We start from the raw sequence: 13,837 nt of genomic DNA, 5'->3' as shown, positions 1-13,837 counted from the left end.
GAATTTTGTGATACTCATGAGCGTAGCAGGTGCTGTTGCCATCACTTCGCTTATCCAAATACCATCTGCAATCCCTGTTGAGTTTCAAGTGACACCAGTGGCTCAACCCACCACGAGTGTTGCTAATCCACAACTTCTTTACACATTCATACAGCATACCGGAACTATTAAATCTCTCGCCTTCACTCCAGATAGCCGAATTCTTGTGAGTGGTGGCTATGATAATGAAGGCATCATTCGCTTATGGGATACAACAACTGGCAGAAGGATTGGAATTATTAATAGAGCACAAAAAAGCGCAGTAGAATCTATCGTGATTTCGCCAGATGGTCAAACTCTTGCCAGTTGCAGTGATGACAACACTATTAACCTTTGGAATCTCAAAAGCCGCAAATTTACTCGCTCCTTTGTGGAACATACAAGCAATGTACTATCTTTAGCCGTAACTCCAAATGGTAAAGTTCTTGTGAGTGGCGCATTAGATGGTATTCGGATGTGGGATTTGCTACAACAGCGCCCACTTGGGATTTTGACACGTTTTGATAACTCGATTAATACAGTGGCGATTAGTCCTGATGGTCAGACGCTGGCGAGTGGTGATAATATTGGCGTGATTAAGCTATGGGATTTGAGTAGTGGAAGATTAATCCGCACAATTGCAGGGGCGCATTATAATACAGTCACTAAAATAGTTTTTACCCCAGATGGAAGGACGTTTGTCAGTGCGAGTCGCGATCGCACAATTAAAGTCTGGAATGTTACCACTGGACAATCAGTTCGCACCCTGACAGGAGACAACAACTGGGTAAATGATATCGCCATCAACCCAAACGGACAAACCCTTGCCAGTGCTGCTAGAGATGGAATTAAGCTGTGGAATTTAACAACAGGCGAGTTAATAACCACACTTTATGGACATTCCGACTGGGCGAGCGTTGTAGCCTTTAGTCCTGATGGAACAAAGCTTGCTACTGGTGGATTTGATACAAGAGTTAATGTTTGGTTAGTTGGTCAGTAAATCACATAATGGTTCAACCATCAAAACTTTTTTGGGTTTTGATGGTTGAACTTCGGGGCTACTTGTTGGCGATAGATTCGCTTGCCTCACGCGCAAAGCGCTCAGCATGAGCGTGAGGCAGATCGCGTTACTTAGGTGTTATTGCCACCGGAGTAGAACAGTTGATTATATGTCTTGAGGCCAGATTCTCCAAGGTTACCTGTTAAGGGTTGGAAAGCATCAGCGAATTTGCTGAACAGGGAATTAACTAGATTATCACCAGCGTCTTTGATTCCCATCGACAAGACCAAATTATCCAACTTACCGAGAAACTCACCAGCAGCAGTGTTGGATTTGTCAATAATCACAGACCAATTGCCATCACCAATAACTACGCTGTTGCTGGTAAAGACATGGTTACCAGTACCAATGATTGTGTTATTACTACCGAAGTCCCAGTTACCATTACCAATGGTTGTGTTGTTATTTCCAAAATCCCAGTTACCATTACCGAGAGTTACGTTGTCACTGGTTGACTCCCAGTACCAGTTGCCATTACCAATGGTTCTGTTGTTTTGACTAGACTCTAAATTCCAGTTGCCATTACCAATGGTTGCGTTGTTCTTAGTGGAGTCCCAATTCCAGTTAGCATTACCTACGCTTACATTGGATTGTCCGTAGTTCCAGTTGGCATTACCAATGACAGCGTTGTTACCACCAAAGTCCTTATTGCCATAACCAATGGGTATGCCGCCTTCAGCAGTGTTAAAAATGTTGTCAGCGCCACTGAAGGGTAACAGACCACCAAGGACAGTGGACAAGATATCGGTGGGTGGTTGAACAGCCTGAGATCCACCTTGAGTCCCACTACCAGCAAATACGTTGCTGTACGGATCACCATTACTAATGTTTTGAATACCAGTATTAATACTAGTATTTGCGCTCAGTATGTCATTTTTATAGAGCGTCAACAAATCGGAAGGTGATTTCAAAGGCGTATTGTTAGCACTGAACAGTTTTTTACCTGTAGCAGAGTTGACTGTTTTGGTGAAGTTTAACAGGTCATCTTGGACAATCCTTAAGATGTCGGAGGGTGAGCTACTTCCGCCAGCGCCTTTTAAGTCCTGACCAAACAGGACTTGCACAATATCTACAGATGGTTGCTGAGGTATACTGCCAGGAGCAATACTCGTGTTATTAGTAGGTACAAGCAGGTTGCCACCACTTGCACCTTGGATACCAGTACCAGCAACCAAGGTATTAGCACCAGCAACCGAAGTACCAGCACCAGCAACCGAGGTACCAGACGCACTTGGCAAGGTTTGACTATAGACGGATGTCAGCAAACTCTCAGTTGATTTAGGTATAGCGAAATTTGTACCATATGCCTGTTTGAAGTTATTGAGATCTGACGCACTGGTAGTACCGAACGGGTTGTTTCCACCAGCAAATGGGTTTCCACCACTGGAAGAAATAGTAATGCCACTCTGAGATATTTTGTAACTCAGTTTGTCCATGACTGAGTCAACCAACTGCTCGACAGTAAAATTTATCGCTTTTGAAAATCTTTCCGGTGTATTTTCTTTACCGATGATCCATTGACTCTCACCAACAACTACGTTGCCAAGACTAGCGAAAGGTTGACCGCCACCACCAGCATACGGATTGTTTGCAGCACCAGCAAAGGTGTTGGTGCTGCCAGATCCTAAGCCGGTACTACTTAAGTCGCTAGCACCTAAGATGCTAGAAAACGTGTTGCTGCTACCACCAACAGCGCTAGTACCTGAGCTGCTAGCAAACAAGTTGCTGCTGCTGGCTAAGGTGTTAGTACCACTTGCAGATGAGTTGGTGTTACTGATTGGAGCCAGACTGCTAGCAGTAGGAGCAGAGGTGCTAGCTGTAGGCACAAAGGTGCTAGCTGTAGGCACAAAGGTGCTATCAGTAGGCAAAGAGGTGCTATCAGTAGGCAAAGAGGTGCTATCAGTAGGCACAAAGGTGCTAGCAGAATAAGTGTCAACCGGTAGGGAACTGCCACCAGTAGTTAGGGGATCTGAAACTGGTGCTACACTACCAGCCGAGTAGTTGCTAACACCAGCTAGATCAGTAGCTGGGGGAAAAACTGAATTGGTGTCAGGATTAACGGTAGAAGTTGTCATATAAAAATAATCCTCCTAATTTTTAGGACTCAAACCTCGTAAAATGTGGGAAATTAAATACATAAAGCCTGCCTTATTGCTTTAGTCTTTGGTTTTTTAAGTGCAGGCTATTTATTGGCTAGTAGATCTTGGAATGTTGTTGGGTTGATCCTTTTACCGGTCAACCCAACATTTTTGACTTCAAACTGGGACGTTAAATAATCGGAGTGCTAGTACTAGCGATCGCATTGTTCCCAGAGTGCAATGAATCAATAGCTTGACTCAAAGTTGTGATGTCATTCACGAACAGTTGCAAGACTTCAGTTGATGATTGCGGAAGCTGACTGCCGACACCAGAATTCTGATTAGCAAGGTTGTCAGAGCTTAAGATATCAGCTTTTACTTGCTTCCAAATCTCAGAACGCAAAGGAAACACACTGCTACTATCAGTCACTGGACTGCTACCACTTAACACACTGTCATTACCAACAACTGTGTCCTTACCACTAGATGCACTGGCATTGCCATTTAAGAAGGGTGAATCGCTGCCATAGACTGCATTCACCAAATCAACCACAGGTGCCAGAGGCTGATCGTCACTTGCATCGGCGTTGTCACTTCTATATTGGTTGACAATGTCAGTAAAGGTTGAAATGTCTGTCCGCATGTTCTCCAAAAAATTGGATGATAACTGCGGAAAAACACTGTCACTACTAGCAGCAGAGTTAGTGTTAGAAGTTGCCATGACTAAAAATCCTCCTATTGTTAGAACAAAAATGTTGTTGAACTAGGGAAACTAAAGAAAGCAAGCTAGATCGGTCTCTAAGTTTCTTCTTTGGTTTCCTCACAGGAGACTAGTTTGGCTAGTAGGTCTTGGAATGATGTAGGGTTGCCTTAGGTATTGGTTAACCCAACAATTTTTCTTTCAAGGTGAAACTTTAAGCAAACGGGATGCCACCACCAAACTGGTTGCCACCACCAAACTGGTTGCCACCACCAAAGCTGCCGATGCTGTTAGGATCAAAGCCGCCGCTGCTGCTGTCACCATTTACAGCTGATGTGCTACCCAGGCTGGAAACCCCGTTGACAACATTATTCGTCAGTTGCCATGACAACACATCTGTACTTTCGGCAGTAGGACCAGCAGCTAGGTATTGATCAATCAGTATTCTGTTCTGAAACGACAACGAATCGGTTGCGCTTCCAAAATCGATGCCACCTTGGCTGCCGCCACTGAACCCGCCAGCACTGCCATCAGAGGAAGCGCCAGTCAACACGTCAGTGCTACCGCCACCAGAGGGAGCACTGCCACTACTAGTGCCAATAGCAGCCCAAGGGTTGATACCACCAGTAAGCGGGCTACCAGCAGCATTCGGGTTACCAAAGTTAGTAAAGGGGCTACCGCTACCAGCACCACTGGGAGCGCCACCGATCGTACCACCACCAGTAGCATTGCTAAAGCCTTCTAATACGTTCTCAGTAGAAGTAACTTCACTCAAGCGACCCCAGGGAGATTGTTGCAGTACACTCCCGAGATCACCACTACTATTGTTGTCAGTTGCCATTAGAGAGAATCCTCCTATTTCCAGGTGAAAAGTTACGAAAGCACAGGCATATAATCTAGGCAAAAAATAAGCCTGTCTTTTTAATTTTTTCTTGCTCTGTTATTGCCAAAACTAGTAATTATTTATCTGGGCATTACAAATCAATAATGGCTTTGTTTCGGAAATTCTCCAATGAATGTAGAGAGCACTTAATGAAAACTGTAATTAACGCTACTATCTCTAAAAAATAAGCAATTTTCAGAAAATTATCAATCAAAATTCTTTTGATTTATTTGTCATTTTTTTAGATTTTTTTATGTTATTTTTCTATTAGTTAAATATAAAAAATATAAGTGTAAAAATATATCGTTGGAAAGATGTTGAACATCGACAATTATAGTTTTTTCTGCTCAATTTATAGCAGTACCTCTGGCTATACTTTTCGGATAAGCACTACTCATTTTCCTTGCTACTTGGGAAAACGTTAAAGCGAAAGAGGCAAAGGATGAATTTTTCCCTTTCCCCCTAACTCAAAAGTATTAATATAGGACTCCTATTTGATTTTTGAAAAAAACTCAGTATACCTGTATTGCTTTTTCCCTGTTCCCTGTTCCCTGTTCCCTGCCCTGACGAGCTGTTCAGAAATCAAACCGGATTCCTATATCTCTGTTAAAAACACAAAATACTACACTTTACTTCCTACACCTGTCCTGAAGCTACTAAACTACGTTGATCGGGTGTGGATCTGCGATCAACGACTTTACCCAAAACTGACAATTCCTGAACCAAACTGACTAGCTACTGAATAGATATAGCAATCCTAAATCATTTATAAACAATTCCTGTTCCCTGTTAAGCGTTCCCTGTTCCCTGTTAAGCGCCCTCATGAGACAATTTACAATCTCATTTAGGACTGCTATAACTGCGTTTCAAATAGTCAATAGTCCCTAATATTTGGACAAAGATTAAGAATTGAGGATTTTAGCAACAGTTTGCACATCCTTGTCGCCTCTGCCTGAGCAGTTTATGACAATCCGAGGACTACCATTTAACTGAGGACACAGCTTTGCTAAATAGGCGATCGCATGAGCGGTTTCCAAAGCTGGAATAATTCCTTCTAGTTGAGACAAAAGCTGCAACGCCTCCAAAGCTTCAGAATCGCTGACGCTGTAGTACTCCGCGCGACCAAGTTCCTTGAGATAGCTATGCTCAGGACCAACCCCTGGATAGTCCAAACCAGCACTAATCGAATGTGCTTCGATAACCTGACCATCATCATCTTGCAGTACATAGCTCATAGCCCCGTGCAACACGCCGATTCGTCCCAGTGTTAAAGTTGCTGCGTGCTTCTGGGTGTCAACACCTTCACCCGCTGCTTCAACTCCAATCAGGCGCACAGATGGTTCATCCACAAACTCATGGAACAGTCCAATCGCATTGGAACCACCGCCAACACAAGCCAAGAGAATATCAGGTATTCCTCCCCATTTTTCTTGAGACTGAGCGCGAGTTTCTTTACCAATCACAGCGTGGAAATCGCGTACTATCATCGGGTACGGATGGGGACCTGCAACAGAACCGAGGATGTAGTGAGTCGTTTCCACGTTTGTCACCCAGTCCCGAATCGCCTCGGAGGTTGCATCTTTGAGTGTTCCAGTACCCGCCTCTACTGGACGGACTTCTGCCCCCATCAGTTTCATCCGAAACACATTCAGGGCTTGGCGTTGCATATCCTGGATGCCCATGTAAATCACGCATTGTAGACCAAAGCGAGCGCACACGGTCGCAGTTGCGACCCCATGTTGACCGGCTCCGGTTTCAGCGATAATGCGTTGCTTACCCATGCGCTTTGCCAACAACACCTGACCTAAAGCATTATTAATTTTGTGAGCACCTGTATGATTTAAATCTTCCCGCTTGAGATAGATTTGTGGTTCTGTGCCATCACTGTGAGCGTAGTGTGTAGTGAGACGCTCGGCAAAATATAAGGGAGTGGAGCGTCCCACATAGTCTTTTAGTAAATTTTGTAACTCTGCTTGGAAGCTTGGCTCGTTGCGGTATTGCTCATATGCTGTTTCCAATTCACTTAATGCGGGCATTAAGGTTTCAGGAACATACTTACCGCCGAACTTTCCGAATCTCCCCAAGGAGTCGGGTCTTGCAGTCGCCAATTCAACTTTATTATTGATATCTGAGATGCTAACCACTAGATATAACCTCTTAGCTTCTAGTAACTTTTCAGGAGTCTTAATAATAGTTAACAGTCAACAGTTGTTTTTGACTGATAACTGATAACTGTTCACTGTATTGAACCTACCGTTTGAAGAGACGGTTGGGCAATTGCGGCTTTCAATTCTTGAGAAAGTTGTTCAACAGCTTGCAGTCCTTCTGTGGGACTACCATTTGCTAATCTTTGAACAAAGGCACTGCCAACAATAACACCATCTGCGCCCCAATCGCTTACCTGACGTGCCTGTTCTGGTCCAGAGATGCCAAAGCCAACACCAATCGGTTTATCAGTTATGCTTCGCATCTGGGTTAGTAAGGTTTTGACGCGATCTTGTAGTTGGGAGCGAACACCAGTCACACCAGTCACACTTACAAGGTAGATAAATCCTTGGGATTGCTTGGCGATCGCCTCAATTCGCTCTTTGGAACTGGTAGGAGCGACAAGTAAAATGACTTCTATTCCAAATTCTGCAGCCGTGTTAATTAGATATTCTGCTTCTTCTAACGGCAAGTCTGGTACGACTAATCCCCGTACTCCAACCTTGGCGAGTTGCGCCAGAAACGACTCAACACCCCGATTGAGAATTGGATTGTAGTAAGTAAATAAAATGATCGGCGCTTGCAAGTTTGGACTCACATCGGCAACAATCTCTAACACATGCTCTAACTTAGTTCCCTTGTGCAACGCACGAGTAGCAGCCGCTTGGATCACAGGACCATCTGCTAGTGGATCAGAGTAAGGAACACCGAGTTCAATAAAGTCAGCACCATTGCTGTCTAAGATGCGTAAAGCTTCTTTTGTGGTTTGTAAGTCAGGATCTCCAGCTGTGATGAAGGGAATTAAAGCGCGCTGATTGCGATCTCTTAAAGATTGAAAACGTTGGGAAATGGAACTCATCAGAATAATGCACCTAAGTAATGAGTATTGGTTTAGTAGTCAGTGTTGCAATCGCCTACTACGAGTCAGCAACTTGCACAACAATCTTACCGCGTACACCTTTGCCCCCTTTCTCAAGTTTTTGATGGGCTTGGGCAATTTGACTTAGAGGAAACGTCATTCCAACCACAGGTTTGATTTGACCCCGTTCAATGAGCTTTCTCAAAGCTTCGAGTTTCGGGCGGGCATTTTCTAAGTGTACAAAGTGAACTGTAATATTTTTGAAAATAGCTGGGTTAAGGTCACCCTGTACGCCTGTGACTGTCACAGCGCGACCCTCAACTTTCGTTACTGTTAGGCTTTGGGCTAAAACTTCGCCTGGTACGGTAGAAAAAGTCACATCAACTCCTTCACCACCCGTTTCTTTCAAGATAATGTCGATAAAGTTTTCGTTACGGTAGTCTATCACTCTATCTGCACCGATAGACTTCACCAAATCAAAATCATAACTGCCGCAGGTTGTGTAAACATAAGCACCTGCTGCTTTGGCAATTTGGATAGCGAAGCAGCCTACACCCCCTGCACCACCATGAATCAGTATGGTCTCGCCTACTTTAAGACTTGCTCTATCGAACAAAGCAGCCCATGCTGTACCGCCCGCCACCGGCACACTAGCCGCTTCTGTATGCGATAAATTGGCGGGTTTTTTGGTAAGAATTGACTCATTAATGACATGATATTCAGTATTTGCACCCTGACCATCCATAAGTCCTATGGCGTAATAGACTTCGTCACCGACCTGAAAATCTCTGACGTTTTCTCCAATCGCCTCAACGACTCCTGAAACGTCGTAGCCGAGAATTGCAGGTAGTTTTATCCTAGATCCAAACAGTCCTTGGCGTACTCCACAATCAGCAGGATTAACTGATGTTGCATAAACCTTGACCAAAACTTCGTTTTTACCTGGTATCGGCTTATCCACCTCGCGCTGAGCAAAAACTTCTGGACTTCCGAAGCCTGTTATCACCATAGCTTTCATGCCCGTTTTTCCTTTGTCACTACTGTGAGGTGCTAGGAGTTGAGCAGACTACGCACAGCCTGCTGTAGATCAGCTTGTTTGACTAACGACTCTCCTACCAAAACGGCACGAACACCCGCTTGGGCGACAAATGATAAATCAGCAGGAGTATATAAACCAGACTCACTGACTATGGTAATACCAAAGCTTTGCAACTTTGAGCGTCGCTCTTCTACAAGTTGCTGAGTGAGTCTGATATCCACAGTAAAATCTTCTAGATTGCGATTATTGATCCCCACTAAGCGCAGGTCATCAAGTTTTAGCACTCGATCCAGTTCAGCTAAGGTATGAACTTCTACCAAAGCTTTCATTCCCAAATCGTGAATCACGCGCAAAAAGTCTTGAAGTGCTTCATCGCTAAGGATGGCAGCAATCAGCAGTACAGCGTCTGCGCCTGCTACCCGTGCATAATAGATTTGGTAGATATCGATGATAAACTCTTTACACAGTAGTGGAAGTGCAACTTGCTGTCTGATATTACGCAGGTTATCAAAACTGCCTTGAAAGAACTTAGTGTCAGTCAAAACAGATAGACAAGCTGTACCACCTTGCTCATAAGCTTGGGCGATCGCCACTGGATCAAAGTCAGCCCGGAGAACTCCACGACTCGGCGAAGCTTTCTTAACCTCTGCAATCAAGCTTGGTTGATGAGGATTTTGCTTTAAAGTCGTTAGAAAATCTCGTACACTTGGAGCAGCATTTAACTGCTGTTGCAAAGTCGCTAGTGGCAGTTCTTGCCGCATTTGTGCGACCTCTTGCTTCTTGTACCACACAATCTCTTCGAGAATGTGGCGTGGACGGACATTAGCAGTAGCGACTGAGTTACTCATATGCTGCTTACCAGATGAGGGAGTGATTTTAACGAATGACTATTGACTCTTGAGTTTGGGTGTATGCACGCACTACGTTTTTAATAATTGCCAGACCAAGTTCTCCTGCCAGAGTCATAATGGATTCTGGATGAAATTGCACAGCTGCTATAGGAAGTGTTTGATGCTCAATTGCCATGATCACATGGTCATGAGAAATGGCTGTTACGTTCAGTTGTGCTGGCAATTTTTCCGGTAAGGCAAACAAGGAATGATATCTACCCACAGAAAACGATTCTGGCAAACCCTTGAACAGGACAGAATTTGAATCGTTGACAAAAATCCGTGAAGACTTGCCATGTTGAGGATAGTTGAGAACTCCCAGTTCTCCACCAAACGATTCAACAATGCCTTGAAGTCCTAGACAGACTCCAAAAAGTGGAATTTGCCGACGTAAGCAAGCCTGGACAGTTTCTGGAACACGAAAATCATTCGGTCTACCAGGACCAGGAGATAGAACAACTAAGTCTGGACGTTCTGTGTCAAACAGCGATTCTGAGAAACCATGACGTAGTGTTGTGACTGTAGCACCGGTTTGGCGGATGTAATTTGCGAGTGTGTGAACAAATGAATCTTCGTAGTCGATGAGTAAGATGCGCTTACTAGGTTCAACATCTTGGATGCAGGCGCTCAATTTTGTTAGCTGAGATTCTTCTGATTTTTTTTCCTGCTTCGCGCGACGAATTGTCTCAAATAAAGCCGCAGCTTTAGTCATTGTCTCTTGTTCTTCTGCTGATGGCAAGGAGTCATAAAGAATTGTAGCGCCAACTCTCACCTCGGCGATTGAGTCTTTTAACCGAATTGTCCGCAAAATCAATCCGGTGTTAAAATCGCCGTTGAAGTTTAAGTAACCAACAGCGCCACCATACCAACGTCGAGCACTCCGCTCATGGTTTTCGATAAACTGGATTGCTGAGCGTTTGGGTGCGCCTGTGACTGTGACTGCCCAAGTATGGCTCAAAAAGGCATCCAAAGCATCAAATTCTGGTCTTAATAATCCTTCTACATGATCCACTGTGTGAATCAAGTGGCTATACAATTCTATTTGACGACGACCAATCACTTGTACCGAGCCTGGTTCGCAAATCCGTGATTTGTCATTACGATCCACGTCTGTACACATGGTCAGTTCAGCTTCTTCCTTTCCAGAGTTGAGGAGTTGACGAATCTGCTCAGCATCATCTAGAGCATCTTGTCCTCGGGTAATTGTCCCACTGATTGGGCAAGTCTCTACACGCCTACCTTCGACTCGCACAAACATTTCTGGAGATGCACCGATCAGATACTCTCCACCTAAGTTAAATATAAACCCATAGGGACTGGGATTGATTTGCTGTAGTGTTTGGAATAGTTTGCTCGGTGGTTGTTCACAGGATTCAAAAAAGCTTTGACTGGGAACAACTTCAAATAAGTCTCCCCGACGAAAGTAATCTAGTGCGACTTTTACTTGATTTGCATACTCTCCTGATTTATGGTCAGAAGCTAGAACGGGAACATGGCGCTCTCCTTTATAATCAACCGAGTCACCTGTTCGTGGAAGATTTTTGGTACTACCATGCCCTGTTTCAAACTCGTACTGTATACGGTATGATCGTTGCGAGTAGTAGTCAACAATCAGTAGTTCATCTGGTAGATACAGTACTAAATCCCGTTGATCTGTGGGACGCTCTAAACGCCTGGGAATGGGTTCAAACTGGAATACCAAGTCATATCCAAATGCTCCATACAGTCCTAAATGCTCGTCTTCATTACTAGAGAAAGTATGGAGGATATCGCGGATAAGTGTGAATGCAGAAGGTTGCTTACTGCGCTCTTCTTCTACAAATAGTTGCACAGCTGGCTTGACAAAACCCTTGATGTCATGATTCTCTAATTCAACCTCTTGAAGTTGAGAATGCGCCGACAATCGCGTCAAAAGAACTGGTAGAAGCACTTTGCCTCTATTGTTGAGCGCTCTTAGCGTGAAAGTGTTCTCACGTGTTGTCACCTCCAGTGGTGGATTAACAAATCCAATCGCCCACCTTTTATATCTCCCTGGATACTCGTAGCTACTTTTGAGTAAACCTCCACGCTGAGAGTTCAGGTGAAACAAAATTTCGTCGAGAGCTGTGTCCGTCTGTACTTCACTGATTGAGCGAAATATATTTATACCGCCAACAGTTGTGTAGGAATGAGAATCAACAATCATGCGCTATTTCTCTGAAGTAGTCATCAGTCATTGGGAACCACTTGATTTTTGGGCGTTAGGCGCGTTGTAGCAAGTGGTGAAATGACTAATTATTCTAAATTATTGTGTATCTAAACTATGTAACTATATATTCACACTAAAAAAATCATACAAGCTGTGATCAGCAAGAAATCACACATAGAACTTGTCCAAAACTGGGTGTCATTCTAGTTGTCTATTCAAATAAGAATTTTATTGCCTAAATAAAACGAACTAATAAACCTGTTGGAATATGATGTTACATTCAATCAGGTAACAAGCTTATACTTTCAACTTTTGAATGCTAACTATTTAGTGTCAACAGTCAAAACCTCAAGCAAAGTTTTAGATTTGAATGCTACTTGGTATGAGATTAGCGTATCTAAATGTTAAGCAATGAGATATGAACAATTTTTTGATAGATGTGTCAAATCTTTGGCTCATACTATTGTGACTAGATACAATTCCTAAAAGTATATGAGTGTATTGTGTCGCTTCTACCCAAAGTTATAATTTTTTTTAAAAATTTTTATTCAAGGTGTTTAAGAATTAAGTGACAAACATCTCTGGCGGCTATTGATTCAGACTCAAGTAAGTGAGTTTGGCGAGTCATAAATAATGGTCTATTGGCAGGAGGAGCAGTGACACAACCATGAGAGCCACGCACTAAAGTAGGATCTAAGGGAATAACATCCATTAAGTAGCGAAAACCAAGCTGTTTTTTCAGCAGTTTTAAACCAATTTTGAACTGGGGAAATTTGATATCCGGCTCGATGAATAATTCCACAGGATCATAACCAGGCTTACGATGAATATCAACTGTTCTGGCAAAATCAGGGGCACGATTGTCATCAAGCCAATAGTAGTATGTAAACCAAGCATCTGAATTTGCGATCGCCACTAATTCTCCTGACCTTGAGTGATTCAGACCGTAAGCTGGCTTTTCGTCTTCGCCTAAAACTTGAGCAACACCGTGGGTGTCTTCTAAGAGCGATCGCACTTTAGGAATATAAAACGGGTCATTCACATAAACATGAGCAATTTGATGGTCAGCGACAGCAAAAGCCTGACTTGCACCGGGATCAAGCAGTTCTCGCCCCAATTCCTCACGCACGGTTAGCAAACCATTTTCCCGCAGTTTCCGATTGAGGTGGACGGGTTGGGATACGGGTGTAATACCGTATTCTGACAAAACAATAACTTGAGCACCTCGATTTTCGTAGTACTGAATCAAATCGCCGCAAACAGCGTCAATTTCTTGTAAATTCTTGGTGACTCGCTTGTCCTCAGGAGCAAACTTTTGCAAGCAATAGTCCAGATGAGGCAGGTAAATTAAAGTCAGCGTTGGATCGCAGCTTTCTTCTACCCACTTGGCGCTCTTAGCGATCCACTTAGTAGAAGCAATGGATGTGTTAGGACCCCAGAAATTAAACAGAGGAAACTGACCTAGTTCAGCTTGGAGTTGGGATCGCCATTCATGAGGCTGTGTATAAATGTCGGGAATTTTTCTCCCATCAGCCGGATACATTGGTCGGGGAGTCACTGTATAGTCCGCTGACGAGTACATGTTGTACCACCAAAACAAATTGGCGCAGGTAAAAGATGGATCTAACGAGCGTGCTATGTCCCACACTTTAGGAGCCTGAACGAGTTTGTTAGATTGTCGCCAAAATTTTACTTCACACTCGTCGCGAAAGTACCACCCATTAGCAACAATGCCATGTTCATTCGGCATTTTGCCTGTGAGATAGGTTGCTTGAGCGGTGCAGGTGACAGCAGGTAACACGGGGGTGATCGCACTCACTTTCCCAGAAGCCGCCCAACGTGACAGCGACGGTGTATTCTCTCCCAGTAGACTAGGCGTTAATCCTACTACGTTGAGAACAACAGTTTTATTCATAG

General features: G+C 43.8%; 10 protein-coding genes. 1 reads left to right on the top strand and 9 read right to left on the bottom strand.

Annotated elements, in window-relative coordinates; genetic code table 11:
• Positions 1-16: 16 nt before the first annotated feature.
• Entirely contained in the window at positions 17-1,018 is a 1,002-nt protein-coding gene (locus AC5JM2_RS30355; protein WP_495839069.1) for a WD40 repeat domain-containing protein, read from the top strand.
• A 131-nt stretch (positions 1,019-1,149) separates the two neighbouring features.
• Here the strand turns inward: AC5JM2_RS30355 and AC5JM2_RS30350 are convergent, their stop codons facing one another.
• The 9 genes from AC5JM2_RS30350 to AC5JM2_RS30310 form a co-directional block, all read right to left on the bottom strand.
• Positions 1,150-3,153: a hypothetical protein gene (locus AC5JM2_RS30350; RefSeq protein WP_495838997.1), complete on the bottom strand. Its 2,004-nt coding sequence runs from the start codon at positions 3,151-3,153 to the stop codon at positions 1,150-1,152.
• Between the two features lie 193 nt (positions 3,154-3,346).
• Positions 3,347-3,877 (bottom strand): hypothetical protein, encoded by a 531-nt coding sequence (locus tag AC5JM2_RS30345; RefSeq protein WP_495838995.1) that lies wholly within the window; start codon positions 3,875-3,877, stop codon positions 3,347-3,349.
• Between the two features lie 193 nt (positions 3,878-4,070).
• Positions 4,071-4,697 (bottom strand): hypothetical protein, encoded by a 627-nt coding sequence (locus AC5JM2_RS30340; RefSeq protein WP_495838993.1) that lies wholly within the window; start codon positions 4,695-4,697, stop codon positions 4,071-4,073.
• Positions 4,698-5,641: 944 nt separating this feature from the next.
• Positions 5,642-6,883 (bottom strand): tryptophan synthase subunit beta, encoded by a 1,242-nt coding sequence (gene trpB / locus AC5JM2_RS30335; protein ID WP_495838991.1) that lies wholly within the window; start codon positions 6,881-6,883, stop codon positions 5,642-5,644.
• Positions 6,884-6,975: 92 nt separating this feature from the next.
• The gene (trpA, locus tag AC5JM2_RS30330; protein ID WP_495838989.1) at positions 6,976-7,803 is read right to left on the bottom strand and encodes a tryptophan synthase subunit alpha; all 828 of its coding nucleotides are present in this window, start codon (positions 7,801-7,803) and stop codon (positions 6,976-6,978) included.
• A gap of 58 nt (positions 7,804-7,861) precedes the next feature.
• Positions 7,862-8,821 carry a zinc-dependent alcohol dehydrogenase family protein gene (locus AC5JM2_RS30325; RefSeq protein WP_495838987.1) on the bottom strand — a complete coding sequence of 320 codons (960 nt, stop codon included), beginning with the start codon at positions 8,819-8,821 and terminating at the stop codon, positions 7,862-7,864.
• Positions 8,822-8,853: 32 nt separating this feature from the next.
• Positions 8,854-9,690, bottom strand: a complete 837-nt coding sequence (gene trpC, locus AC5JM2_RS30320) for an indole-3-glycerol phosphate synthase TrpC (RefSeq protein WP_495838985.1) — start codon at positions 9,688-9,690, stop codon at positions 8,854-8,856.
• 28 nt (positions 9,691-9,718) lie between these two features.
• On the bottom strand, positions 9,719-11,917 hold the full coding sequence (locus AC5JM2_RS30315) for an anthranilate synthase (RefSeq protein ID WP_495838984.1): 2,199 nt from the start codon (positions 11,915-11,917) through the stop codon (positions 9,719-9,721).
• Positions 11,918-12,464: 547 nt separating this feature from the next.
• Positions 12,465-13,835 carry an alkaline phosphatase family protein gene (locus AC5JM2_RS30310; RefSeq protein ID WP_495838982.1) on the bottom strand — a complete coding sequence of 457 codons (1,371 nt, stop codon included), beginning with the start codon at positions 13,833-13,835 and terminating at the stop codon, positions 12,465-12,467.
• Positions 13,836-13,837: the final 2 nt, after the last annotated feature.

The sequence above is a fragment of the Brasilonema angustatum genome, assembly GCF_059505445.1.
The sequence above is the reverse complement of the archived record's forward strand: the minus strand, read 5'-3'. Positions and strand labels throughout refer to the sequence as shown.